The sequence below is a fragment of the Agrobacterium sp. SORGH_AS_0745 genome, assembly GCF_030818995.1.
GTDB classification, from domain to species: Bacteria; Pseudomonadota; Alphaproteobacteria; order Rhizobiales; family Rhizobiaceae; genus Agrobacterium; species Agrobacterium tumefaciens.
This window is the reverse complement of sequence record NZ_JAUTBI010000001.1, coordinates 1,707,989-1,734,092: the sequence shown is the minus strand read 5'-3', so window position 1 is coordinate 1,734,092 and position 26,104 is coordinate 1,707,989. Positions and strand designations below refer to the sequence as shown.

Annotated in this window: 23 protein-coding genes and 1 pseudogene; 6 read left to right on the top strand and 18 right to left on the bottom strand. The window is 58.2% G+C overall.

The genetic code is table 11. The features are described from left to right. Positions 1-350: 350 nt before the first annotated feature. Genes aztC through aztA form a run of 3 tightly spaced genes read right to left on the bottom strand, consistent with a single transcriptional unit; the run spans position 351 to position 3,039 of the window. The gene (gene aztC / locus QE432_RS07865; protein ID WP_003510626.1) at positions 351-1,334 is read right to left on the bottom strand and encodes a zinc ABC transporter substrate-binding protein AztC; all 984 of its coding nucleotides are present in this window, start codon (positions 1,332-1,334) and stop codon (positions 351-353) included. A gap of 30 nt (positions 1,335-1,364) precedes the next feature. Continuing rightward, the gene (gene aztB, locus QE432_RS07860; protein ID WP_065687712.1) at positions 1,365-2,231 is read right to left on the bottom strand and encodes a zinc ABC transporter permease AztB; all 867 of its coding nucleotides are present in this window, start codon (positions 2,229-2,231) and stop codon (positions 1,365-1,367) included. Further along, positions 2,224-3,039, bottom strand: coding sequence for a zinc ABC transporter ATP-binding protein AztA (aztA, locus tag QE432_RS07855; protein WP_065687713.1), 816 nt, complete (start codon positions 3,037-3,039; stop codon positions 2,224-2,226). Before aztA ends, aztB begins: the two co-directional genes overlap by 8 nt. 359 nt (positions 3,040-3,398) lie before the next feature. Here aztA and zigA point away from each other — a divergent pair, with 359 nt between their 5' ends. Beyond that, the gene (gene zigA, locus QE432_RS07850; RefSeq protein WP_019564581.1) at positions 3,399-4,604 is read left to right on the top strand and encodes a zinc metallochaperone GTPase ZigA; all 1,206 of its coding nucleotides are present in this window, start codon (positions 3,399-3,401) and stop codon (positions 4,602-4,604) included. An 83-nt stretch (positions 4,605-4,687) separates the two neighbouring features. Here zigA and QE432_RS07845 read toward each other — a convergent pair whose 3' ends face one another. The 3 genes and pseudogenes from QE432_RS07845 to QE432_RS07835 form a co-directional block, all read right to left on the bottom strand. Next, positions 4,688-5,125, bottom strand: a complete 438-nt coding sequence (locus tag QE432_RS07845; RefSeq protein WP_065687714.1) for a YqaA family protein — start codon at positions 5,123-5,125, stop codon at positions 4,688-4,690. 94 nt (positions 5,126-5,219) lie between these two features. Then, positions 5,220-5,498 (bottom strand): hypothetical protein, encoded by a 279-nt coding sequence (locus QE432_RS07840; RefSeq protein ID WP_065687715.1) that lies wholly within the window; start codon positions 5,496-5,498, stop codon positions 5,220-5,222. Beyond that, positions 5,495-6,602, bottom strand: a pseudogene (locus QE432_RS07835) (CobW family GTP-binding protein). Before QE432_RS07835 ends, QE432_RS07840 begins: the two are co-directional and overlap by 4 nt. Positions 6,603-6,957: 355 nt before the next feature. Here QE432_RS07835 and ugpB point away from each other — a divergent pair. The 4 genes from ugpB (at position 6,958) to QE432_RS07815 (ending at position 11,138) form a co-directional block, all read left to right on the top strand. Next, entirely contained in the window at positions 6,958-8,268 is a 1,311-nt protein-coding gene (gene ugpB, locus QE432_RS07830) for a sn-glycerol-3-phosphate ABC transporter substrate-binding protein UgpB (RefSeq protein WP_173865420.1), read from the top strand. Between the two features lie 68 nt (positions 8,269-8,336). Then, complete coding sequence (gene ugpA, locus QE432_RS07825) at positions 8,337-9,218, top strand: sn-glycerol-3-phosphate ABC transporter permease UgpA (RefSeq protein WP_003510646.1); 882 nt, start codon at positions 8,337-8,339, stop codon at positions 9,216-9,218. Positions 9,219-9,228: 10 nt separating this feature from the next. Beyond that, complete coding sequence (ugpE, locus tag QE432_RS07820) at positions 9,229-10,077, top strand: sn-glycerol-3-phosphate ABC transporter permease UgpE (RefSeq protein WP_003510648.1); 849 nt, start codon at positions 9,229-9,231, stop codon at positions 10,075-10,077. Further along, complete coding sequence (locus QE432_RS07815; protein ID WP_065659475.1) at positions 10,077-11,138, top strand: sn-glycerol-3-phosphate import ATP-binding protein UgpC; 1,062 nt, start codon at positions 10,077-10,079, stop codon at positions 11,136-11,138. The genes ugpE and QE432_RS07815 overlap by 1 nt, the downstream gene beginning before the upstream one ends. A gap of 48 nt (positions 11,139-11,186) precedes the next feature. On the opposite strand, the gene QE432_RS07810 is transcribed toward QE432_RS07815, so the two are convergent. From QE432_RS07810 to odc2, 6 genes are all read right to left on the bottom strand, one after another. Beyond that, complete coding sequence (locus tag QE432_RS07810) at positions 11,187-11,630, bottom strand: glyoxalase superfamily protein (protein ID WP_065687716.1); 444 nt, start codon at positions 11,628-11,630, stop codon at positions 11,187-11,189. A 212-nt stretch (positions 11,631-11,842) separates the two neighbouring features. Beyond that, a complete protein-coding gene (locus tag QE432_RS07805; protein ID WP_019564584.1) occupies positions 11,843-12,541 on the bottom strand; it encodes an OmpW/AlkL family protein in 699 nt (232 codons plus the stop codon). Positions 12,542-12,823: 282 nt separating this feature from the next. Then, a complete protein-coding gene (locus tag QE432_RS07800; protein ID WP_013761455.1) occupies positions 12,824-14,119 on the bottom strand; it encodes an MFS transporter in 1,296 nt (431 codons plus the stop codon). A gap of 92 nt (positions 14,120-14,211) precedes the next feature. Continuing rightward, positions 14,212-14,613, bottom strand: a complete 402-nt coding sequence (locus QE432_RS07795; protein ID WP_065687717.1) for a MarR family winged helix-turn-helix transcriptional regulator — start codon at positions 14,611-14,613, stop codon at positions 14,212-14,214. Positions 14,614-14,757: 144 nt separating this feature from the next. After that, positions 14,758-15,327 (bottom strand): GNAT family N-acetyltransferase, encoded by a 570-nt coding sequence (locus QE432_RS07790; RefSeq protein WP_013761478.1) that lies wholly within the window; start codon positions 15,325-15,327, stop codon positions 14,758-14,760. 193 nt (positions 15,328-15,520) lie between these two features. Then, on the bottom strand, positions 15,521-16,654 hold the full coding sequence (odc2, locus tag QE432_RS07785) for an ornithine/lysine decarboxylase (protein WP_003510663.1): 1,134 nt from the start codon (positions 16,652-16,654) through the stop codon (positions 15,521-15,523). A gap of 537 nt (positions 16,655-17,191) precedes the next feature. On the opposite strand from odc2, the gene QE432_RS07780 reads away from it, so the two are divergent. Continuing rightward, positions 17,192-18,085 carry a LysR family transcriptional regulator gene (locus QE432_RS07780; protein ID WP_003510664.1) on the top strand — a complete coding sequence of 298 codons (894 nt, stop codon included), beginning with the start codon at positions 17,192-17,194 and terminating at the stop codon, positions 18,083-18,085. A 207-nt stretch (positions 18,086-18,292) separates the two neighbouring features. On the opposite strand, the gene QE432_RS07775 is transcribed toward QE432_RS07780, so the two are convergent. From QE432_RS07775 to QE432_RS07750, 6 genes are all read right to left on the bottom strand, one after another. Next, on the bottom strand, positions 18,293-19,246 hold the full coding sequence (locus QE432_RS07775; RefSeq protein ID WP_003510665.1) for a substrate-binding domain-containing protein: 954 nt from the start codon (positions 19,244-19,246) through the stop codon (positions 18,293-18,295). A gap of 90 nt (positions 19,247-19,336) precedes the next feature. Next, complete coding sequence (locus tag QE432_RS07770) at positions 19,337-20,338, bottom strand: ABC transporter permease (RefSeq protein WP_025595778.1); 1,002 nt, start codon at positions 20,336-20,338, stop codon at positions 19,337-19,339. Positions 20,339-20,389: 51 nt separating this feature from the next. Next, positions 20,390-21,913, bottom strand: a complete 1,524-nt coding sequence (locus QE432_RS07765) for a sugar ABC transporter ATP-binding protein (RefSeq protein WP_065687718.1) — start codon at positions 21,911-21,913, stop codon at positions 20,390-20,392. Positions 21,914-22,176: 263 nt separating this feature from the next. Continuing rightward, positions 22,177-23,682 (bottom strand): sensor domain-containing diguanylate cyclase, encoded by a 1,506-nt coding sequence (locus tag QE432_RS07760; protein ID WP_003510668.1) that lies wholly within the window; start codon positions 23,680-23,682, stop codon positions 22,177-22,179. Between the two features lie 174 nt (positions 23,683-23,856). After that, positions 23,857-24,681 (bottom strand): bifunctional allantoicase/(S)-ureidoglycine aminohydrolase, encoded by an 825-nt coding sequence (locus tag QE432_RS07755; RefSeq protein WP_035199372.1) that lies wholly within the window; start codon positions 24,679-24,681, stop codon positions 23,857-23,859. Positions 24,682-24,824: 143 nt separating this feature from the next. Then, positions 24,825-25,871, bottom strand: coding sequence for a class I SAM-dependent methyltransferase (locus QE432_RS07750; RefSeq protein ID WP_038493893.1), 1,047 nt, complete (start codon positions 25,869-25,871; stop codon positions 24,825-24,827). Positions 25,872-26,104 lie beyond the last annotated feature (233 nt).

Below are 26,104 nucleotides of genomic sequence, written 5' to 3'. Positions count from 1 at the left end.
CGATTGTCAACGGGGAACGCAAGCAGCCTAAACAGGGAGATCACATCCCTGTTGAACCGCGTATTCGGGGAAAAATAGAAGGAAATTAGAGATTTGGGCGTTGGTAACGCTGGAGAAGGCTTACCGGCTGGGCAAAATTTGCGAGACGGCACAATCGACCGTAGGGCCTAGGACAGAAGGAAAAAACTTCTCCTCCGTCGTGCTCGGGCCTATCGCGAGCATCTGCCAGCTATTGATTTTACGATACGTGACTGGATCCTCGGAACGGGCCTGAGGATGACATCGAGTGTGGGGATACGTTAGTCAGGTGTCTGAGGGTGGCTGGTGCCACCCTCGCCCGTTTTGTCTTCTTACTGGCTAAGCACGGCCGCCTTGATGGTATCGATGTTGTGGTTGACCATATCAATATAGGTTGCGGCCGGGCCGTCGGCTGTGGAGAGCGCGTCGGAATAAAGCGTTCCACCAACTTTCAGGCCGGTTTCCTTGGCAATCTGGTCCATCAACCGCTTGTCGGTGATGTTTTCGACGAAGATCGCCGAGGCCTTGTCGTGCTTGATCTGATCCACCAGCTTGGCGACGTCGGCGGCAGACGCTTCGGAATCCGTCGAGATACCTTCCGGCGCCAGGAATTCGAGACCATAGGCATGCTCGAAATAACCGAAGGCATCATGTGAGGTGATGATGTTGCGTTTTTCCGGCGGAATGGCGGCGATCTCGGTCTTCACCTTCTCGTTCAAAGCCGCGAGCTTGGCGATATAGGCCTGTGAATTGGCGGTGTAAGTTGCGCAACCGGCCTTGTCGACCTCGCAAAATGCGCCGGCGATGTTCTTCACGTATATTTCCGCATTCTTGATTGACTGCCAGGCATGCGGATCGAATTCACCGTGATTGTGTCCCTCATGGTCATGCGCTTCCTCTGCCTTGTGGTCGTGACCCGCCTCTTCCTCGGCTTCCGGATGTGCGTGACCGGCTGGCTCGTCGGAAATCCTGAGGGGTTTCACGCCCTTGGTCAGCTCCACCACCGGCGCCTTTGTGCCGCTGGTATCGATCAGCCGCTTCAGGAAGCCCTCGAATGCAAGGCCGTTCACCAGCACAACATCCGCCTTGCTGACGGCAACGGCATCGGCCGGGCGCGGCTCGTAGACATGCGCGTCGCCGTCAGGTCCGACGATCGTGGTGATTTCGACGCGGTTGCCGCCGACATTCTTCGCGAAGTCGGCAATGATCGAGAAGCTGGCCACGACCTTGAGTTCAGCCGCAGAAGCCTGCGCCATCAGGACTGGGGAAAGGGAGAGAAGGCTTACGCAGGTAGCAAGACGTAGGGTTTGGAACATGAAGGGTTCTCCTTTTTTCAAACGCTGTTTTCAGGCCGTTCTGTGACGACCGGAACCGAGAAGATCGCGAAGCACACCGCGTGTGCCGACGACGATGGACAGGACATAGATGACGCCTGCGGACAGGATGATCGCTGGACCTGATGGCAGCGACGCGTGATAGGACAGAAGCAGGCCTGCAAAACACGAGACCATGCCGATGCCGATCGAGATGAAGCACATTGGCGCGACGCGATTGGACCAGAAGCGGCTGGCGGCAGCGGGCAGCATCATCAGGCCAACCGAAAGCAGGGTTCCGAGCGCCTGAAACCCGCCGACCAGATTGAGGACGACGATGGCGAGGAAGAGGAAGTGCACGGGGCTCCCCCAGTTGCTGACCGAGCGCAGAAACAGGGGATCGAGGCATTCCGCCAGCAGCGCGCGCCAGAAAACCATCATCACCACCAGTGTGACGACACAAATACCGCCGATCAGGCCGAGCGCTTCATTGTTCAGTGCCAGCACCGTGCCGAAAAGCACATGCATGAGATCGACACTGGAGCCGCGCCAGGAGACGAGCAGCACGCCGAGCGCCAGAGAGATGAGGTAAAAGGCTGCAAGCGAGGCATCCTCTTTCTGGATGGTCAAGCGCGACACCGCACCGGCACCCAGTGCCACCAGAAGACCGACGACCAGCCCGCCGATGGTCATCGGCAAAATCTCCAACCCGTAAAACAGAAAGCCCACCGCCGCCCCCGGCAAAATGGCGTGCGACATGGCATCACCCGTCAGGCTCATGCGGCGCAGCATCAGAAACACCCCGACCGGCCCGCAACTGACAGCAAGGATCAAGGCACCGGCAAGCGCACGCTGCATGAAGACATACTGGATGAATGGCTCGATGAAGAAATCAGACATGGATATGCGAATGCGCCTGCGAGTATTTGGGGAAATCCTGGGGCTTTTCCGCCAGGTCGGCGTTCACCGTCGCTGCTGCGGGTTCGCACCATGGGGCGTCGCCGTCCCATGCCTCGTGAAACCGTCGTGCCTGCTGCATCATTTCGGGCCTTAAAACCTCCCGTGTCGGGCCAAAGCCCACCAACCGTCTGGCAAGCAGAAGCGTTTGCGGAAAATGCTGACGCACCAGCTCGTAGTCATGAAGAACGGCCAGAACCGTGCGCCCCTCGGCAACCCATGCTTTGATCAGCACCATGAGATCGGCGACGGTGCGCTCATCGACAGCGTTGAAGGGCTCGTCCAGCAAAATCAGCTGCGCATCCTGCAACATGGCGCGGGCAAAAAGGGCGCGCTGCATCTGGCCGCCGGAGAGTGAATCGATATTGCGTTTTTCAAAGCCAGAAAGTCCGACCGCTTCCAGCACATGAGCCATGGCCGCCCGGTCCGACTGGCGATGGCGAGCGAGCAGGCCGCGTTTGGGCCAGAGACCAAGCGCGACCAGATCGCGCACCTGTGCCGGAAAGGAACGGTCGAGTTCAGACTGCTGCGGTAGATAGGCGACGGAAACGCCTGGAGTAACCCGGCATTCACCGCCAAGTGGCTTCAAAATGCCGGCGATGCCCTTCATCAGCGTCGACTTTCCCGACCCATTGGCGCCGACCACCGCCGTGAGCGACCCTTTGGCAATATCGCCATCCAGATGATGCACCGCCGCGCGGCCGGCATATCCGAGTGTCAGATTTTTAAAGGCAAGGCACGGATCGTTCATCGATCCCTCCGGGGCATGATGTCATTTGATGACCCCCTCATATGTAATGTTATTACATTCGTCAAACAAATATGTAATGAAATAACATTAACTATCGGAAAGGTAGGTTCCATCTCACATTGGACGACAACCGCGGGATCGCCTCGGGGGGTGTGATCATGCCGAGTTCTGGATTCCCGGGACAAACCAGAGGAGCACCCGGCAAGCAATTTTTTTAAAGCCAGTTGACACGCCGCGCTTATGTAATGTTATTACGTTACAGCCAACAAGCAATGTGGCTACCAGCTCCGTCGTTCTCAAACCGCAAGCCGTGACGACGATGACTCCCACGCTACCACCGCTAATAAAACGAGGCCCGCATGTCGAAAAAACTTCCCGTCACTGTCCTCTCCGGCTTTCTTGGTGCAGGAAAGACAACGCTTCTCAACCATATTCTCGCCAACCGCGACGGTCTGCGGGTCGCGTTGATCGTCAACGACATGAGCGAGATCAATATCGATGCGGCACTTGTGCGAGATGGCGGCGCCAATCTTTCGCGCACCGAGGAACAGCTTGTGGAAATGACCAATGGCTGCATCTGTTGCACGTTGCGCGACGACCTTCTGAATGAGGTACGCGCGCTCGCCGAGCAGGGCCGGTTTGATTATCTGCTGATCGAATCCACCGGCATCGCCGAGCCGCTGCCAGTGGCCGCCACTTTCGATTTTCGCGATGAAAACGGTCGCAGCCTTTCCGATGTCGCGCATCTGGACACGATGGTGACGGTGGTGGATGCCGCCAATCTTCTCAACGACTACGGTTCCTCTGACTTTCTTGCCGACCGTGGTGATACGGCAGGCGAAGGCGACAACCGCACCATCGTAGACCTCCTGGTCGAGCAGATCGAATTTGCCGATGTCGTCGTCCTCAACAAGATCGGCACTGCCACGCCGGATGAGCGGGACGCAGCCCGCAAGATCATCGTCGGGCTGAACCCGGATGCGAAACTCATTGAGGCCGATTTCGGCAAGGTGGAACTGAAGGAGGTGCTGGGCACCGGCCGCTTCGATTTCGCCAAGGCCGAAGAACACCCGCTGTGGTTCAAGGAGTTGCACGGTTTCAAGGACCACATTCCCGAGACCGAGGAATATGGCATCCGCTCCTTCGTTTACCGCGCCAGGAAGCCGTTCGATCCCGTGCTGTTCCAACGTTTTATCGACCGCGCCTGGCCCGGTGTGGTGCGCGCCAAAGGCTTCTTCTGGCTGGCCACGCGGCCAGCTTATGTCGGCGAGATAAGCCAGGCCGGCGCACTGGTGCGCACCGGCAAGATGGGCCTTTGGTGGTCCGCCGTGCCGAGCGAGCAATGGCCGCGCGAGCAGCAGTTCCTCGACATGATGAAGCCCTATCTCGACCCGGTCTTTGGCGACCGCCGGCAGGAAATCGTCTTCATCGGTTCCGATCCCATGAGCGAAGCGCGCATCCGCGCGCAGCTCGATGCGTGCCTGATCGACACAGATGCCTTCACCCCGGACGCATGGCGACACCTGCCCGACCCCTTCGCCAGCTGGGACCGGCAGGCGGCTTGATTGGTTCTCAACTCCGACCTTTTTGACCAGCGCATTCCTCTTTCGCCTTCTCCCCACAGGGGAGAAGGTCTCGGCAACGCAATTCAAAGAAAATTCAGCGTCACCAGCGTCAGCACAAGATAACGCCCAACCTTCGCAATGGTAACAAGCAAAAGAAAGACCGGCAGCGGCTCCTTCATGATGCCGGCCGCGACCGTCAGCGGATCGCCGATCAGCGGCGCCCAGCTGAGCAGCAGCGACCACTTGCCGTAACGCCTGTACCAGTTCTGGGCACGTTGCAGCGCGGCTTCCCCCACAGGAAACCACCGCCGATGCCGGAAGCGTTCGATGCCACGGCCGAACAGCCAGTTGGCGAGGGATCCGGCGACATTGCCGGCGCTGGCAACAGTAACCAGCAGCCAGACCGGCTGGGACTTCAAAAGGATCAGGCCGGCAAGTGCGGCCTCCGACTGCATGGGCAGGATGGTTGCCGCGACAAAAGCCGTCAGAAACAAACCCGCATATACCGCCAGATCGGCCATTCCGTACCCTTCACCTTTAGCGAATCCCGCTGCTCCTGAAGTGCCGGATGACGACACCTGTCGTCAAGCGCCATGGCGTTCGATACAGATGGCCTTACGGCGGATTGGCGGCGACGGCTCTGACGATGTCATCACGCTCTATATCCAGCAGCGCCTGGTGAATTGAGAATTGCCGGGTTTTGCCGGATGCGGACAAAACGAGGATTACCGTTTCCTTCGGTGGGCAGTCCGGCTGTACGCAGGCAATCTCGTTGACGGAAACGATCTCGTCCTCGCGGAGGGCAAGCAGCTCCCGCGTCCAGTGTTTCATAAGACGGGCCTTAGAGACTATCGCAGAGCCGCTGCGTGCAAGCGGATTTGCTCTTGCCGTCATCGGGAAACCCTTCTTGCCGCCTGCGAGGCCAATGCCTCGAAAAGATCGCGGATCGGCTGCTGCGGCATATCCATGCCGATGAGGACAACACGGGTTGCACGGTTGCCATCCGGCCAGCTTTCAAGACGGCTCAGCGGATAAAGCCGGTGCTGCACGGCATGGGCGACCACTGGACGGTCCGGATCATCCGTCGCACCGAAAATTCCCTTGAGCCGCAGCAGACCGGAATGCACATTGCTGGTGACGAGTTCGAGAAAGGTAACGATCGCCTGCGGATCGAAAGCCCCGTCGAACGTCAAATCGAATGCCTCTACCCCCGCACCATGACGGTTGATATCGTGCCCGTGCGCGGCATGCAGGCTCAGCCTGTCGACGGCAAGCCAGCCCGTCACGTCTTCCGGCTTGTTACGCAACGAATAATCCGCCGGCGCAAACAGCGACATCAGATTGAAGTCGCGCGCGTTGCGGTCATGCAGACGCGCGGCAGGATTGAGATCGGAGAGGCTCTCACAGCCCATCTCCGCCCCGTCAGTGAGATCGGTTTTGGTCAAAACAATGTGATCGGCAAAGGCAAGCTGTTTCCAGCCCTCGATGAAACTGTCGACCATCGCCTGGCCGGAGGTAATGTCGAAAACAGTAACGACACCGGAGAGATTAAAGTGGCGGGCGACGATATGGTCGCGCAGGCCGGCGGCAGGCGTACCGCCGGGAATCAGGCTGTTGATGATCGGCGCAGGATCGGCAAGGCCAGTGGTTTCGATGACGACACGCGATATTTCCGGCACCACCCCTTCCAGAAAGGCCTGATGCAACTCGTAAAGCGAGGTGCGGATATCGCTGGTGGCGGTGCAGCAGATGCAGCCGGTCGTGGTCCTGAAATAACGCTCCGAACCGGTGCGGACCAGGCCGTGATCGATGGGCACCGAACCGAATTCGTTGACGATGACGGCGGCACCACGCATTTCCGGTTCGCTCAAAAGCTCGTTCAGAAGCGTGGTCTTTCCCGCCCCCAGAAAGCCGGTAAGCAGTGTGACAGGCACCGTTCCGGTGGATGGGGTGACGGACGAGACGTCATTCTGGTGCAACCGCCTTCTTCCGCTTCATTCCGAACACATCCGCACCTTCAAGCAGCAAATCTTGGAGAGACTTAATACGTAATGTAATAACATATCAATACCCTTTGTTAGAAGTTCCTCTTGAACATGGCCTCGGCAGACTGCTTCCGGTATCCCGTCCCTAGCCATGCCCACAAGCACACGAAAAAACCAAAGCGGACCCAAAATGGAATAATAAAACCGTTTCGTTCACTTTCGTTTTTTTCGTTCCACCATCTATTGCATTTTCATTAGAGTTCGCTTTAAATCAGGCCGCTAATACAGAAAAGCTCGCCCGCAGCTATATCGAGGAGGATAGGCTGCAATAAGGGGCTGTATCTTTTACTGTTTTTAAAATGGGAGGAATCGCCTTGAAAAAACTCAGCTACCGTCTTGCTGCGGCATCTGCGCTTTCGTTTTTTGTCACATCGAACGCGTTCGCCGCGACGGAAATTCAGTGGTGGCATGCCATGACCGGCGCCAATAACGAGGTCGTGGACGCGCTCGCGAAAGAGTTCAACGATAGCCAGACAAACTACAAGATCATGCCCGTCTTCAAGGGCACCTATCCGGAAACCCTGAATGCAGGCATTGCGGCCTTCCGCGCCAAGCAGCCGCCGGCGATCATTCAGGTCTTCGACGCCGGTTCCGGCGTGATGATGGGTGCTGCCGGCGCAATCAAACCGGTGGCGGAAGTACTGAAGGAGGGCGGCTACACCTTCAACAAGGAGGAATATCTGGCCGGCATCGTCGCCTATTATTCCAAGCCTGACGGCACCATGCTGTCCTTCCCCTATAATTCGTCCTCGCCGATCCTCTATTACAACAAGGACACCTTCCAGAAGGCAGGCCTTGACCCGGCAAATCCGCCGAAGACCTGGCCGGAGGTTTTCGAAGCTGCCAAGAAGATCAAGACAAGCGGTGCTGCCCAATGCGGCTTCACCTCAACATGGTTAACCTGGATCCAGACCGAAAACTTTGCCGCATGGAACAACGTCTCCTATGGCAGCAATGAAAACGGGCTGGGCGGCACCGATGTGAAGCTTGCCGTCAACGCGCCGCTCTTCGTCGAACACTTCCAGGCCATTGCCGACCTTGCGAAAGACGGCACCTTCCGTTACGGCGGGCGCACTTCGGAAGCCAAGCAGCTGTTCATGTCCGGCGAATGCGGCATCCTTACCGAATCCTCCGGCGGCCTTGGCGATATCATCAAGACCGGCATGAATTACGGTATCGGCCAGCTTCCCTATTACGAGGGTCATGGTCCGCAGAACACCATTCCCGGCGGCGCGAGCCTCTGGGTCTTCGGCGGCAAGAGCGATGCCGAATATAAAGGTGTGGCCGAGTTCTTCCATTTCCTTTCCCAGACCAAGATCCAGTCTCGTCTGCATCAGGTCTCCGGATACATGCCGGTAACGATCGCGGCCTATGAGGAAACCAAGAAATCCGGCTTCTATGACAAGAATCCCGGCCGCGAAACGCCGCTTCTGCAGATGATGGGCAAGCCACCAACAGAAAACTCCAAGGGCGTGCGCCTCGTGAACCTGCCGCAGGTCCGCGACATCATGAACGAAGAGTTCGAGGCGATGCTGGCCGGCAAGCAGGACGCGAAATCCGCACTCGACAAGATTGTCACGCGCGGTGATGCGGCCATCAAGCAGGCAACCGGCAACTAAACGATCCCTGCCCCCGCCCGCATCCTTACCCGGTGCGGGCGGTATTCCCATTTCATCAGGAGATCGCCGTGCAAAGCGTCGTATTCCCCAACAAGATCCTGCCCTATCTGCTGGTCGCGCCACAGATCATCCTGACGGTGATCTTTTTCTTCTGGCCCGCAAGTCAGGCGCTCTACCAGTCGACCATGCGCGAGGATGCCTTCGGGCTGAACAGCAATTTCGTCGGGCTGGCCAATTTTTCCGCCGTACTTTCGGATGAAAGCTATCTGAACGCGCTGCACGTCACGGTCATTTTCAGCGTCCTGACCGCACTTGTCTCGATGGGGCTGGCATTACTTCTGGCAACGGCGGCAGACCGCGTGGTGCGCGGCAAGGGTTTTTACCGCACCATGATGATCATGCCCTATGCTGTGGCACCCGCCGTCGCTGGCATGCTGTGGCTGTTCATGTTCAATCCGGCCATGGGAACCTTCTCCTATATCCTGCGCCGCAACGGCATCATGTGGGACCCGCTGCTCAACGGCAATCAGGCCATGCTGCTCGTGGTCGCAGCCGCCGCATGGAAGCAGATCAGCTACAATTTCCTGTTTTTTGTCGCAGGCTTGCAGGCAATTCCGAAATCATTGCTGGAGGCGGCCTCCATTGACGGCGCACGTGGTTCGCGGCGCTTCTGGACTATCGTTTTCCCGCTGCTGGCGCCGACAACCTTCTTCCTGCTGGTCGTCAACACCGTCTATGCCTTCTTCGATACGTTCGGCATCATCCACGCAGTTACTGGCGGCGGCCCTGCCAAGGCGACGGAAACACTGGTCTACAAGGTCTACAATGATGGCTTCGTTAACCTGAACCTCGGCTCTTCCGCCGCGCAATCCGTCATCCTGATGGTGATCGTCATTGCGTTGACCGCCTTCCAGTTCCGCTTCGTCGAGAAGCGCGTGCACTACGGCTGAGGATTTCCTGATGATTGAAAATCGCCCGGTCGCCCGCGTGATCGCCCATCTGATGCTGGTTCTCGGCATCATCATCGTGGCCTTCCCGATCTACTACACCTTCATCGCGTCATCCATGACGTCGAATGACATCATTCGCCCACCGATGTCGCTGCTGCCCGGCGACCATCTTGGTGAAAACTATACAGACGCCATGGTCGGCGGCGTCGAAAGAGTGGTCGGCGTCAGCCTTGAACGGCTGCTGTTCAACAGCTTCGTGGTGGCGCTCGCCATTGCCATCGGCAAGATCGTCATTTCTTTCCTGTCGGCTTTCGCAATCGTGTTTTTCCGTTTTCCCTTCCGCATGGGCTTCTTCTGGATGATCTTCATCACGCTCATGCTGCCGGTCGAGGTGCGTATCCTGCCCACCTACAAGGTCATCGTCGACCTCGGGCTTATCGATACCTATGCGGGACTGACGCTTCCGCTGATGGCGTCCGCGACGGCGACGTTCCTGTTCCGGCAGTTTTTCCTGACCATTCCCGGCGAAATGGTCGAGGCGGCTCGTATCGACAATGCAGGGCCGTTCCGCTTCATGCGCGATATTCTGCTGCCGCTGTCGAAAACCAATATCGCCGCTCTCTTCGTGATCCTGTTCATCTATGGCTGGACCCAGTATCTCTGGCCGCTGCTCGTGACCAACGACGCCAAGATGAACACGATCATCATCGGCCTCAAGCGCATGGTGGATTTCACCGACGCTTCGACGCCCTGGAATTATGTGATGGTGACGGCGATCCTCGCCATCATCCCCCCGATTATCGTTGTGGTGCTGATGCAGCGCTGGTTCGTCAAAGGTTTGGTGGAGACCGAGAAGTAATGGCAAAAATTGCGCTGAAAGACGTCCGCAAGGTTTACGGCGGCAATGTCGACGCCATCAAGGGCGTATCGATGGATATAGCCGATGGCGAGATGATCGTATTGGTCGGCCCCTCTGGCTGCGGAAAATCGACATTGCTGCGCATGATCGCCGGGCTGGAAAGCATATCGGGCGGTGAGATCGTCATCGGCGACCGCGTCGTCAACGATCTCGAACCGTCAGACCGTGATATTGCCATGGTGTTCCAGAACTACGCGCTATACCCGCATATGACAGTGCGGCAGAACCTCGCCTATGGCCTCAAGAACCGCAACACGCCGAAGGACGAGATCGACCGGCGTATCACCGAGGCAGCCAAGGCGCTGGAAATCGAACAATATCTGGAGCGCAGGCCGCGCCAGCTCTCGGGTGGCCAGCGCCAGCGCGTGGCGATGGGCCGTGCCATCGTGCGCAAGCCCGCCGCATTCCTGTTCGATGAGCCGCTGTCCAACCTCGATGCCAAGCTGCGCGTGCAGATGCGCGTCGAAATCCGCCGCCTGCAACGCTCTCTCGCCACCACCAGCGTCTACGTAACCCATGATCAGATGGAAGCCATGACGCTGGCCGACCGCCTGGTGGTGCTAAATGCCGGCCGCATCGAGCAGATCGGCACTCCGATCGAGCTTTACGAAAAACCGGCCACCACCTTCGTCGCCACCTTCATCGGTTCGCCCTCCATGAACCTCCTGCCCTACGGCCCCCCATCGGCTAACGGCGCATCCGGGTGGTCGGTGAATGGATCAGGCGCGCTGCCGCAAACCACCGCAACACTGGGCATCCGTCCGGAAGACATTACGCTCGCGGAAACAGAAGTTCCCGATGCCGCTTTCACTGGCACCGTGCGGGTGGACGCCGTGGAATTGGTGGGCGCGGAAAGCTACGTGCATGGCTCCTTCACCGACGGCACCACCATCGTCTTCCGCGTTCCTGGCCGTTCGCAGCTTGGCATCGGCGAGAACCTGCGGATTGCCGCCCAGACGAAGGACTTCCATCTGTTCGATGCGGCGGGGAAGCGGATTTAGGGTCTTACGAAGGACAAGGAGACACCCGCCTCTCGGCGGGTGCTCGGACTACCAGACCAGCTCAACCTGTGGCCTACCGTTGGAGGTTTTCTCCACCGTGCGTCCGGACGTATCGATATTGCAGTGGATACGCTGCCGGAAAGCCGAGAAGCTTTCGAAGGTCACCACATCCACGGGATCGTCGAGATGCAGGGTCAGCCGGTAGCGTTCCGGGTCGCCGCCTAGCGTTTGCACGCCCAGAACGGATGCTACGAAGGGCTGGCCTAGATAGAGGCCTTCCACCCGGGAACCAAGAAGATAGGGATTGAATGCGGGACGGTTTCCCGCCGTGGCATGCAGGGTGTTCCAGTCGCGGAAGCCATATTGCGCGGCGATGAGTTCAAGCGCCTTTGAATGGGTGATTGCCTGCCCCTGCCCTTCAAGGTCAGCGCGCAGCCGTTTTGCCTGCTCTTTCAATCCCTCAAGCGCGGGAAGCGGTTTGGACACGTTCATAACGGTTCTCCAACATGCGCATGCCGTATTTTTCCGAAGGGGTCCGCGTTGCCATCGACGACATGCAAAACATGGGGATGACCGTTATTCCAAAAAGAGCTTCACCAAGGGCGTAAACGCCTGCGGACGGCCGGGGCTCTTCTGCCCGTGGCCGTCCATATAGCTCAGAAAGCGCCGCCCGTCAAAGGCAGCGACGGCGCGAGGCCAAGGGGTCAGAAGCGATAGGTGATACCCGCACCGATCAACCAGGGATCGAGTTTCGCTTTGCCACTGATTGGCGTGCCGCCAAGTTCTGCGGTCCAGTCGGTCTTCAGGAAAATCTTCTTCACGTCGAAGTTCACGCCCCAATGTTCGTCCAACATATAGTCGAAACCTACCTGCACGGCCGCGCCGAACTTGTTCTTGACATCAAGATTGCTGAAGCCGGGTTTTTCGGACTGGTTGTAGAACATCGAATAGTTCACGCCCGCGCCGATATAGGGCTTGAAGGCGCCGAAATCAGTAAAGTGATATTGCAGGGTCAGCGTCGGCGGCAGCAACCATGTCTTGCCCACCGGCGTGCCGGCCAGCACACCCTCGCCGTTGATTTTGGCGTATGTGGTGCCAAGGATGAGTTCGGCAGCGATATTCGGGGTGAAGAAATAGCTGATGTCGAGTTCAGGAATAACCGTATCCGAATATGAGAGACCCGCACCCGGCACACCGTCAACGCTGCCGCTGTCATGGGTGATGACCCCGAGACCACGCACGCGCAGCATCCATGGGCTCGCCGCCGCAATCGCCTCTTCAGCGGTGGGGGCTGGTGCCGGCGGGGCCAGATCTGCCGCCATCGCGTTGGCCGACATCAGCATCGCCGCGACACTCACCGTCACACTGGCAAGCAAGGCGGTTTTTTTCTTCCTGTTCGTCATTCCATCTCTCCTATCGCGCGCCGCAGCCGGGCAAGCCCGGGAAACCGGCTGATGGCGGCGGGCCTTCGCGAATCCTCGCTTGCCGCAGCCGCTACGGCCACTATCTCCAAGGGAGAGGTGAGCGGATTGAGATGGATCAAACCGAAAGGCGAACGATAAGCCAGGGCAGCTACCCGGTGCTTGGTGTGACAAATACGCAACGGATAGCCATGACAACGGTCAAAATAGCGGACCCGGCAGTCGGAAGTCGGCCTGCTTTCACAAGCCTTCTCCTTTGCAATCTCAGGCGGCCTGCGGTGCCAAAGTCGCGGAACCCGGCTTTTTGAGAAGCAGTACCGAGACAGCAGCGATCATGCACATCACGCCGGCAATCTGCAGTGCGGGCATGTATGTGTCGAAGTCGCTCTTGAAGAAACCTGCGCCAAAGGCAGCGGTGGCGGCCCCCAACTGATGCCCCGCAAACACCCAGCCGAAAACCAGGCCCGCTTTTTCGCGGCCGAAACTCTCAGCGGCAAGCTTCACCGTTGGCGGCACGGTTGCCACCCAGTCCAGCCCGTAAAACACGGCGAAGACCGAAAGCTCCACGAAGCTGAAGCCCGAGAAGGAGAGATAGATCAGGGACAGCCCGCGCAGACCGTAAAACCAGAAGAGCAGGAAGCGGTTGTCGAAACGGTCGGAAAGCCAGCCGGCGAAGATGGTGCCGAAGAAATCGAAAATGCCGATCACAGCCAGCGTGCCGGCCGCCGTGACCGCCGCCATCCCGAAATCACCGCAGATGGAAATCCAGTGTGTCTGGATAAGGCCGTTGGTAGAAAGTCCACAGACGAAGAACGTACCGAAAAGCACCCAGAAAACCGGGTTTCCGGACACGCTCTTCAACGTCAGTATCGGGGATGCCAGTGTTGCAAGAAACTTGTGGTCCTGCTTCGGCGGTTTTACCACCACCGTCTCGCCATAGGCTGGCAGGCCGACATCGGCGGGATGGTCACGCATCAAGAGCAGCACGAGAATCATGGCGATCGCAATCACCGCAACGGATAGCGTCAGCGCGGTGCGCCAGCCATAAGCCTCCGTCAGCGCCGCGAGCAAAGGCAGAAAAACCAGCTGGCCGGTGGCGTTGCTGGCCGTCATCAGGCCGATCACCAGTCCCCGGCGCTTTGAAAACCAGCGCGATGCCACGGTCGCGCCCAGCACCAGTGCCGTCATGCCGGTGCCAACACCGATCACCACGCCCCATAACAGCAACAGCTGCCACACCTCAGTCATGAAGAACGAGGCGACGATGCCGCCCATGATCAGCGCAAGGGCCGTCGACACGACCTGGCGAATACCGAAATGGTTCATGAAGGCAGCGGCAAAGGGCCCAAGCAGGCCGAAGAGCACCAGCCTGACCGCCATGGCAGATGAAATATCGGCAATATCCCAGCCGAACTCCTGATGCAGCGGCTGGATCATCACCCCGGCCGATCCCATCGCGCCGGCGGTTGCCAGCATCGTCAAAAAGGTGGTTGCAGCAACAAGCCAGCCATAATGTATGTTTCTGTCGGCCATCCAGCTGGCAAGGCGTGTGGAGAGCATGTTCGAAATCCCTTTCCAGCGGCCAGCGGCCGAAATTTTACGGGTATATACCCTATATTGCGGGCAGATACCCGTTTTATCATCAAAAAAAATTACAGGGCTGCGAGTAGTTCCTGCAATTGAGCGGTTTTTTCCGGGCCGAGCCGGGCCTCGATTTCGTCCTGTACTCCGTCCCAGAGGGGCGCGCCTGCTTTCAGTATCTCCTGCCCTTGCTCCGTCACAGTCAGCATCGCTTCGCGCTGATCCTCGCCATGGCCGATGGCCACCAGCCCCATCCGGGCCAGCACCTTGGTATTACGGCCAACGGTAGAGCGGTCCAGTTCTACCCGCGCGGCGAGATCGGTGAGCGACACCGGCGCCATGCGGTTGATGTTCCGCAATAGGCTGAACTGGCCGATATTGACGCCAAGCGGCGCCAGCGCCTCATCGTAATAGGACGAGACCTTACGGGATGCTTTGCGCAGCAGGATGCAGTGACAACTATCGTTTGGCATTTGTCTCGGGTATATACCCGCAAATTCTACTGCGCAAGAGATGTTCGGAAATTATCGGCAATCAAAGGCCGTCCGCCAGGCCACAGGGTAGAAAGAAAAACCCCGGCAATAAGCCGGGGTTTCATATCAGTGACAGGGCTCGTCTCAGGCAGAGAGCCTGCGGCCGCTTGCGACCAGCATACCAGCCGCACCTTCCAGCCAGCCGGCTTTGAGTTCAAGCGCCAGAAAACGGCTGCGCTCGAACGGGCCAGGCATGATCAGGTGCTGGGCCTTATCGGCAAAAAAGCCGAAGCGCTCATAATAGGCGGCGTCGCCGACCAGAAGAATGCCGCCATGGCCACGTTTGGTTGCCTCGGAGATTGCCGCACGCATCAGCGCCGAACCGATGCCCTTGCCCTCATGGGCAGCATCAACCGCAAGCGGGCCAAGCAGCAGCGCTTCGACAGCGCGGCCTTCGCGCGAAATGCCAGCTTCGACATTCCACAGGCGCACCGTGCCGATGACATGGCCGTCCTCGTCACGGGCAACGAGCGCCAGACCTTCCGCTGGCACGCGGCCGGCGCGCAGCTTTTCGGAAGACTTGCGGCGGCGGCCAGCGCCCATGGCGCGGTCGAGCAGGTTTTCACGGGCAACGACATCGCCCGGATTTTCCTGATCGACATGAAATGTCTGCGGGGTGAAAAATGCACGTACCGAATTCAGAAGAGCGGCCATCTCTCGGCCCTCCATCACACAACCGCCCACACGCGGCCCTTGATCAAAAATGGTGGAGCCGTTCCGGCCCGCCGACACGCTTTCCTCGGCTGGAAGAGGAGCAGCAAGCAGGGATTTGCGCAACAGCACAATCGGCAAAGCCGGAACGGAAGCTTGTTCGAGACGCCGCCTTACTCAGCGGGCGGCGTTCGGATCAGATGACGTAGGCTTTCAGCGGCTCGAAACCGTTGAAGGCAACCGCCGAATAGGTCGTCGTATAGGCACCTGCGCCTTCGATCAGAACCTCGTCGCCGATGGTCAGAGAGACCGGCAACGGGTACATGTTCTTTTCGTACAGCACGTCGGCGCTGTCGCAGGTCGGACCGGCCAGAACGCAAGGCTCCATCTCGTCCTGATCGCGCTCGGTGCGGATCGGGTAGCGGATAGCCTCATCCATCGTCTCGGCGAGACCGCCGAACTTGCCGATGTCGAGGAACACCCAGCGATGGTTGTCGTTGTCGGACTTGCGCGACACGAGAACAACTTCCGCCTTGATGACGCCAGCGTTACCCACCATGCCACGGCCCGGCTCGATGATCGTCTTCGGGATCTGGTTGCCGAAGTGCTTGCGCAGCGCCGTGTCGATAGCCTGGCCGTATTCTTCGGCAGCAGGAACGTCGCGCAGGTACTTGGTCGGGAAACCACCGCCCATATTGACCATCTGCAGGTGAATACCCTGCTTGGACAACGAAGCGAAAACGCGCTTGGCATCGCCCAGCGCTGCATCCCATGCGTCGAGATTCATCATCTGCGAACCGACATGGAAGGAAACGCCGTAGGATTCGAGGCCCAGCTGATGTGCGTAGACCAGAACATCAACAGCCATCTGCGGTACGCAGCCGAACTTGCGCGACAGCGGCCATTCGGCACCTTCACCGTCCGTCAGCACGCGGCAGAACACGCGCGCGCCAGGAGCGGCACGGGCAACCTTCTCGACTTCCTCATGGCTGTCGACGGCGAAGAGATCGATGCCGAGCGCGTAAGCGCGGGCGACATCGCGTTCCTTCTTGATGGTGTTGCCGAACGAGATCCGGTCGGACGTTGCACCTGCATCAAGCGCCATCTGGATTTCAGCCACGGAGGCGCAATCGAAGTTCGAGCCGAGCGAAGCAAGCAGCTTCAGGATTTCGGGAGCCGGGTTTGCCTTGACCGCATAGTAGATCGCGCTGTTCGGCAGGGAATGCCGGAACGCGTTGAAATTGTCGCGCACGACGTCGAGGTCGACGACGAGGCAAGGGCCTTCGGGACGTCGGGTCTTGATGAAATCGAGAATGCGTGCAGTCGTCATCGATATATTCCCTATAAAACCGGCTCCGGAAAATCCGGAGGACAAAGGACGCTCGAGATATGCATACGAATCAGCCGGTGGAGGCGCAGAATCGATAGCATACGCTCAAGGCGCAAATATGAATGACGCCCTGCCAGAGCATCATTCGGCTTTGTCTGCCATCGATTGGAGGGAATGACCCGACCGCACTTCAGGCAATGATGGTGTGCCTCTTCAGTACCCCGGCTGATGGAAAGCCGGCAGAGAACCAGAAAGGCCCGCACCGTCGTTGCTTCATATGTCCTCGCATTTCCCGGTTGGCCGGAATAGCGACTGGAGGGGTTAGTTCCAGGTACCTTACCGAACTCCTCACCACATCGAGGACTCGGCGGACACACATGGGCACGTGCGACTTTGGGCAGCACGGGAGATAAGAATATTCGCCGTCATAATCAAGAGGATTTTTTCACCATATAGCGGATTTTTTCGGCAACCATTTTACGGGTTGAACAGTCACGGCTCAGCGTTCAATTATATAGAACGAACCGGAGGATTTTCATGGACACGCTCACCCGCATCCGCGCCTTTATCGACGTTGTCGAAGCGGAGGGTTTTTCCGCCGCTGCCCGCAAGACAGGGCGTTCCAAAGCGCTTTTGTCCAAATATGTCCGGGAACTGGAAGATGATCTCGGTGCACTGCTTCTCAACCGCACCACCCGGCAATTCTCGCTGACGGAGGCCGGCCATACGTATTATCGCACCGCCTCCGACATTTTGAAGGAGATCGACAACCTCGCCGATCTGGTGCGCGAGAAGAATGCCGATCTGAAGGGCAAGCTCAGAATATCCGTTCCGCGCACCTTCATCGACGCCGATGTTGGCCAGAGCCTCATCGATTTCGCCAAGGAAAATCCGGAACTGTCTCTGGAAATCGTCGCCGATGACCGATTCGTCGATCTGATCGAGGAAGGGTTCGACCTTGCGATTCGCATAACGCGTCTGGAAGATTCAGGCCTCATCGCCCGCAAGATCTCCGATTTCCGGGTCTATGCAGTGGCGACGGCGGATTTTGTCGCCAGACACGGCCCGCTCAATGGTCCGCAGGACTTTTCCCGCGTGCCCTTCATCATCGACACCAACACCCGCTTCCACAACACCGTGCGTTATCTCGAAGCGGATGGCGGCTCGAACTCCGTTACCATCAGTGGACCGATCGAGGTGAACAGCCCGCAGGCGACACTCCGGGCCGCCCGCGCAGGGCTTGGCATCGCCATGGTGCCGGACTTCATTGCAAGACCCTTCATCCAGTCCGGCGAGCTTGTGACCCTGTTCGACGACTATATTTCCAAAGACCGCGGCATATATGCCGTCTACCCCCACCGCCGTTACCTTCCCGCCAAAGTGCGCAGCTTCGTGGATTATCTCTCGGCGTGGTTCAGGAAAAATGGATGAAGAGCGGGGGAGCGGTATAGTTTCCGCCGACCTTCCCCTCGTCATGCCGTATTTAATCCGGCATCGAGCCGCGGCGCGCCCGCGCTATGAAGGACTCTATCGCGATCAACGACCTGATCGCGCTGCACCCCGAATCTGGTCCGGGGTGCAGGAGTGCGGATGCAACGCCTGCCTTTCAGCGGGCGTTGCTTAGCCGGAAACGGCTTATCAGAACGGCGAATCCGGGAAGTAGAACTGCTTGGCATTGTCCTTGGTGATGAGCGTAGCGTCGAGAATATACTCGCCAGCAACAGGCACCTGATCGTAAAAATGACCTGCCGTAAGCTGCATGGCGGTCGCCACCATCGCCGGCGGATAGAGCACGTCGACCGGAATTAGCTTGTCGCCGTCCATTACGCGCTTGATCATGTCCTTGGAACCGGCGCCAGCAACGATATACTTGATATCGGTGCGTTTCGCCTGCTGGATTGCCTCCAGCACGCCAACCGCCATGTCGTCGTCCTGACACCAGACCACGTCGATCTTCTTGTATTTGGTCAGGTAGTCCTGCATCACGCGGAAGGCGTCGTCGCGGTTCCAGTTGCCGTACTGGCGGTCGAGAACCTTGACGCTGGAGCCGGCAATACCCTTGTCGAAACCATCCTGGCGCTGCTGGTCGATCGGAATCGGCAGACCGCGAATGACCACCACTTCCGCATCAGGCGTGGTTTTCTTGATGTATTCGCCTGCCACTTGTCCGAGTGCCGGATTGTTACCCGCAACGTAGAGATCGCGGATCGAATTGTCGTTGACGCTCGGCGCGCGGTCGACGAGCGCGACAAAGGTGCCCTTGTCCTTGATCTCCTTGATGGCGTTGACGAGCGGATCGGGATCAGACGGCAGCACGACCAATGCGTCCAGCCCCTGCACGGCAAGATCCTGAAGCGCGTTTGCCTGGTTGGCGGCATCCGGCGAGGTCTTGACGATGACGTTCAGACCCGGATGCTCCTTCATCAGAAGCTTTGCCACCCGTTCGGCATGGTAAACGACGCCCGCCGTCCAGCCGTGGTCGGCCGCCGGAATGGATACCCCGATCGTTACCTTCTTCTCCTGCGCATGGGCAGAACCCGCAAGAACGGCAGCCAGCGCGACAAATGCCACGCCGATGAATTTTCTACGCATAGTCTATTTCCTCCCAAGACCGGGGCGTTCCTCCTGTTTAAACCGCGCATGCCCCAGATTGCGCGGCCAGATGTCTCATCGATCGTCCGGCTATCTGCGGCTGAGCGAACGCTGCACCAGCATGGCGATGATGATGATCGCGCCCTGAATGGCACCGATCAGATATTCGCTGACGAAGTTCGACAGGATCATGATGTTGCCCACGATTTCCAGAATGAAGGCGCCGCAAATCGTACCCCAGATGCGGCCCACACCACCCCGTAGCGCCGTGCCGCCGACGACGACGGCGGTGATGGCCTGCAACTCCCACAACATGCCTGTAGTGGCCGAAGTGGAGGCAAGACGCGGCACGTAAAGCAGGACGGCAACGGCGACGCAAAGCCCCTGAACCACATAGGCAATCGTGCGGACGCGAACGACCGAGATACCGGAGTAACGCGCCACATCCTCGCTGGAACCCACCGCCGTCAGATGCCTGCCGTAACGGGTACGATAAAGCACGAAAGCGGCGATGGCGGCAGTGACGAAGATGACAATGACCGGCACCGGCACACCGATCACATTGCCGAAATAGACCGGGCGATAAAGCGTCTGGATTTCCGGGTTGCGCAGCGTGATCGCGCCACCCTGCGACAGCCAGGTGGTCAGCCCACGATAAATGCCCATGGTGCCAAGCGTGGCGATGAAGGGCTCGATGCGGCCGATGGTGGTGATGAGGCCGTTTGCAAGCCCGCAAGCGGCGCCGATGGCGATAGCCAGCGCCATGGCGGCCAGTAGCATCACCAGCGGATTGGCAATAACGCCACTGTTCATGAACAGGATCATCAGGCTGGCAACGAAAGCCACCATCGCGCCGACGGAGAGATCAAGTCCGCCGGATGTGATGACATATGTGGCGCCGAGCGCAATGATGGCGATGAAGGCGCTGCGGGTAACCACGTTCAGCAGATTGTCGATGCCGATGAAATTCGGATTTGCGACGGCGCCGAGAACCAGCAGCAAAGCCAGCGCCACAAAGGGCGCAACGGCGCGCAGGTCCCAGTCTTTCGAGGTCTTCGGCGTTTTGCCGTTATCAAGTGCGGCCTCAGTCATATTTCCCCTCAATTGTCTTTTCTTCAGGCCAATCTGCCGGGACATCAGCCCTCAGGCGAACTCCTGCGTGTGCACGCCAGTCGCGAGTGCCACGATATCGTTTTCGGTCATGCGTTCCCCCGTCACCTCGCCGACGATCCTGCCGGAGCGCATTACAAGGACGCGGTCGCAGATGCCGATCAGTTCCGGCATCTCCGAGGACACAACGATGATCGACCTGCCCTCGTCTGCAAGCTTTGCTATGAAACGGTAGATCTGTTCCTTGGTGCCGATATCGATACCCCGTGTTGGCTCGTCGATGATGACGATCGATGGATCGAGCAGCATCATCTTGGCGAGCAGCAGCTTTTGCTGGTTACCGCCGGACAGCTGGCCCGCGAGCAAGTCCTTGCTTCCCGTGCGAATATCGAAATCACGCACCGCATCATCGAGCGCTGCCTTCTCTCGACGGATATCGATCTGGAACAGGCGGCTGAATTTCCTCAGCGAGGCGAGTGTGAGATTGACCCGCAAGTCCTTCGTCAGCAGCAATCCCTTGCCCTTCCGATCCTCGCTCAGATAAACGATACCGGCCTTCAGACTGTCTTCCGCCTTTGCAAAATGCACAGGCTTTCCGAGATGGCGGATCGTCCCCCGCCCTGGACGCAGGCCAAGCACGCCCTCCATAAGCTCCGTTCTGCCCGCGCCGACGAGACCAGCAAAACCGAGGATTTCGCCCTTTCGCAGGCTGAAACCGGCATCCTGCGCATAGCCGGGAACGGTGAAATGCTCCACCTGTAAGACAGGCTCGTGCTCGCCGCCGGCGTTCCTGTCCGGATAGAGCTTGGCGACATCGCGTCCCACCATCAACCGCGCCATATCGGCGGGCTCAAGCGCCGATATTGGGTGGGAGCCGACCAACCTGCCATCGCGCAGAACGGTCACACGGTCGGCAATCTCCTTCACCTCCGGCAGGCGGTGCGAAATATAGAGCACGGCCACGCCCTTTGCCCTTATGTCCCTGATAACGTTCAACAGCGCATCGGTTTCAATGGGCGTGAGGCTTGCGGTCGGCTCGTCGAAAATGACGACGCGATGCGGCACGAGCAGAACGCGGGCTATCTGCACCAGCTGGCGCTGGGCAATCGACAGGCTGCCGACGACGGCATCGGGATCGATCGTACCGCCGAGATCGGCGATAGCCCTCAGGGCGCCGGCACGCATGGCGCGGTCGTCCATCATCGGGCCTTTGCACAATTCGCGGCCCAGATAGATGTTCTGAGCCACCGTCAGATCCGGGGCCAGCAATATTTCCTGATGCACGAGAACGATGCCGCGATTTTCGGCGTCGACAGGTCCGCTCAGCGTAACTGCCTCGCCATCGATCCTGATTTCCCCACTTGAAGGCTTCTCATTGCCCGCAAGCAGTTTCATCAACGTCGATTTACCAGCCCCGTTCTCGCCAATGATGGCGTGAACTTCACCGGCGCGCACGGCAACCTCTATATCCTTCAGAACCTGGACGGGACCGAAAGACTTGGACAACCCGACAGTCCGTATAAGGACCTGATCTGGAGATTCCTCAGCAAAAGCCATGTGTCGTCACCGGTACCCGGTGCGAATGAACGGATCTTGCCCCTCGATTTTACTTGAAATCATCATGCACGAACTCCTCCCAAAGCTCTTGGGAAGAAGCTAACGTCCGTTTTGAGGTACGTAAAGCAAATTTCGCTGGTCTTTTAGAATACACTCAAATTTGACCAGGACGATGGTGCCTAAGGGCTAAAAAATAGGCGGCCATGGTCCCGCAGAGCGTTGAAAATCCTCAGTGAGGCAAGGCACCCATGGGATGCCTGTGGCTAGAGAAGGCGCTTCAGGGAGCTGGCTTCCGGTTGCGGGGAGGCCTTCGTTGTATCGCTGTTGTCGGCAGACCTGTTGCGCATCGCGGCGTAATAGGCGTTTTTCTGCTCGTACATATGCATGTCTGCACGGCGCACCAGCGATTCCATTGTCTCTCCGGCCTCGCTGGTTGCCACGCCCAGCGAAAGACTAAGCGGCGCATTGGAGTAGAACTGGTTGTTGATCTTCAGCAGTTCGTAAATGGTATCCACCATCGCCGCGGCGATCTGCTTGTCTGCGCCAGGCAAAAGGATCGCAAATTCATCACCGCCAATGCGCGCAGCATGGTTTGGCGCAGTAACGACACCGTTCAGGACTTCGCCAAGGCGCCGCAACAGCGCGTCGCCTGCGTCGTGCCCGAGCTTGTCATTGGCGTCCTTGAGGCCATTGAGATCGATGACGATGGCCGAAACGGGCCGGATCGTGCTGCGTTCCAGCCTGTTCATTTCGTCCGAATAGAAGGCGCGATTGTGCAGCTTGGTCAGCACATCGTGCTTGCCGAGATATTCGAGATAGGCTTCCGCCTTTTTCCGCGCCGTAATATCAGTCAGCGCGACCTGCACCAGTGACCAGTCGCGTTCGTGGCCCGGAAAAACGGAGAAATGCAGCAGCACGTGCCGCTCTGAACCATCCAGCGCGTAGTTCACCACTTCGCGATGATGGTTAAGATTGCCGTTCCACAGCTCCATCAGCTGTTCGCGGAAGGGCTTTTCCATTTCACCCCGGAAAATATCGCCAAGCCGCTGCAACAGAACCTGGCGGTCCGGCGCACAAAACAGGTCCAGTGTCGCCCGGTTGACGTCGATCACGCGGATTTCGCTCATGCATTGGCGCACGAATTCGGGATGCACATCCATGAACACCCGGAAGTCGATGATGCCGCGTTCCCTGACCTCCTCGATCAGACGCCGAACCCGGCTGAAATCCTCCACCCACAGGGAAACGGGCGAATGTTGGAACATGCCTTCAGCATAACGGCGGTTGAAAAGCTCCTTGCGGCGAGCCTCCTCACGTTCCGTCACATCCTCTGTGGTCAGCAGCAACCGCCCGAGTGTCTGTTCGTAGCCGGGTATGACCGCACCGCGCAGCTGGATATCCAGCCGCTTTCCGCCAATCGAGTAATTGACGGCGTTGCTGATGAATTCGGTTTTTCCAGCCCAAAGCTCGGAAAGCTCGTTCACATGGCTTTCAAGCATGTCATCACGGAAAATCCGGTGCAGATTGTCGATCAGATGCGCCTTGTCCCGCGCTTCGAACAGTTCAAGTGTCTTGGCATTAACCTGCACAACGCGGATTTTCTGCGAGCACGCCGCCACCCGCGATAGATCTTCCAGCAAAAACGCCCGGATGTCCTCGACGCCCTGCGCCCGCCAGATATCGAACTGGCTTTTCACCTCGCTGAAATCCTCGATCCACATCGCCACAGGGGCAAGATTGAAGATATTGGTATCGATCGTTTCAATCATACGGGCAGTCTTCTTCAGGATAATAAGGGCGGATGCCGAATGCCGAAATCGTGCGAGACAGCGATGACTGACCGCATATCTGGATTTATTAGGGATATTCGATCCAACGCAAGCCTTTATCGCGCAAGCCAACGGATTGCGCGATAAATCTCGGTTTCGCCAAGATTCCGCCCGTTACCAGAGCTTCACGTGGCGGTTCACATCCTTGTAGAGCAGGTAGCGGAAACGGCCCGGCCCGCCCGCATAGCAAGCCTGCGGGCAAAAAGCGCGCAGCCACATGAAATCACCCGCCTGCACTTCCACCCAATCCTCGTTCAGCCGGTAAACCGCCTTGCCTTCCAGCACGTAAAGACCGTGCTCCATGACATGGGTTTCCATGAAAGGAATGGTAGCGCCCGGCTCCAGGCTGACGATGTTGAGGTGCATGTCGTAACGCACGTCGTCGGGATCGATAAACCGGGTGGTCGCCCATTTGCCGTCCGTATCGGGCATCGCCGACAGAGCGCGCTCATCTTCATGCGTGAAGATCGCCGGCGGCGGCTCCAGCCCGTCCACCGCCTGAAACGCCTTGCGGACCCAGTGGAACTTGACTGGTGCCGTGCCGGAATTGCGCAGCTGCCAGCGCGAGCCGGCGGGCAGGAAGGCGAAGGAGCCGGTCCGCAATGCATGCTGCACACCCTCAAATTCCACGGTCATTTCACCATCAACGACAAAGATCGCCGCTTGCGCGCTTGCGTCCGGCTCCGGCCGCTCACTGCCGCCGCCAGGCTGGACTTCAACGATATATTGCGCAAAAGTCTCGGAAAAACCGGTCATCGGTCGGGCGATGATCCAGGCCCGGGTCCCTGTCCAGTGCGGGAGCACGCTCGTCACGATATCGGACATGACGGTTTTGGGGATGACCGCATAGGCAGTCTTGAAAACAGCCTTGCTCGACAGCAGTTCCGTCTGACCCGGCAGACCGCCCATATCCGAATAATATTTCTTCATTTCAGCCATTCCATTCTGCAACGCATTTCGCGCGAATTCTTAGGCCTGTAGCGACGTTTAATCAAATAATTATTGGCGTGCACAGGCCTTGCCGCCCGCATGGTAAAATGCGGGCGGCCTATTTCGCGCGGACATGCGAAACGAGGTTGGGCTCAGGCCTTTTTGCGCATCGTGGCATAGACGATATTGTGGTTTTCGCCGAAAAATACCTCCGCCTCGATACTTGCGGGATCGGCGCTGGCGTTGACGATCCGCCACATATCCGCCTTCGAACGCAACAGCAGCGCCCAGTTCATGAACGTCTCCATGTAGCCATCGACCACAATGTCTTCGGAGAAGTTGGCGAAGAGGAACATTCCACCGGGCTTCAGCATCTCCATGCAGCGCCGCGTGAGCTTGATCGCCACCTTGTCATTCAGGTAATCGTAAAGACCGGCGGCATATACCAGATCGAATTTGCCGAGCTCGTGCGAACGCAGGACAATGTCACGCACCGAACCGTCAATCGCCTCGATGCAGCTGCCGTTGAAATCGCGGGCAACGGAACCGACACTCAGGGGATCTTGATCGAGCGCCACCCAGCGCCGGATCTTGCCCTCTTTCAAGGCCACGGATGCATCCGCCTCGCGCAGATGTCCCGAAGCAATGGTGAGGATTTCCGTTTCGCTTCCATGCCGGGCCGCAGCCTCGTCAACAAACCGGGTCAGCAAATCCCGCCGCTCGCGGACAGCGACCGAGGAACTGGCGTCCTTCGTATAATTGTAGAGAGCCGCGCCAAGCGGCGTTGCGTTCTTCACCTTATCGGCAACGCTGTCGTGACCGTAGATGAAGTCGAGAAGCTGCGCATCGCCCGAATAGCCCCGCGGCTTTTCGAACGACCAGCGCGTGAAGGGATCTTCCAGAAAATAGTCCGACACGGAGTGATTCTGCACCAGAGGAATTAGTTCAGCCCACACGCTTGAGTGGAGCTTTTCGCGCAGGCCATGCAGTGCGCCTGCCGTTCGATGTATTATCTCATGTGCTGAAACACCATTTTCGAACTGCTGTTGTGCCAATTCGAGAATGATCGCGATCTCTGCTTTCGCAACTGCGAAATGCTCATCGAACGCTTCCGTTTTCCGTGCAAAAATCTCTTTTGCGACAGTATCAGGAGTGATCAGACTTGCCCCGTCCAGATTTCTTTTCTTTACCTGCCTCACTTCAGCCTCCAGTATTAACACATTGTTAACTATACGTTTCTGGGAGACGGAAGGCCACTCGCTTTCGATTTTTGAGCAGTGTAGGGATACATTAGTTTATTAGCGTATTTTTTTGGTCACACTCGTGGACCGGAGGAGAAAGCGGATACGCGATTTAGTGAAACTTAATGTTGCGAGCGTATGATGCGCTCTTGCTTTTCATGTTTCCGCCCGCATGGAGAGAAATCGGCAGG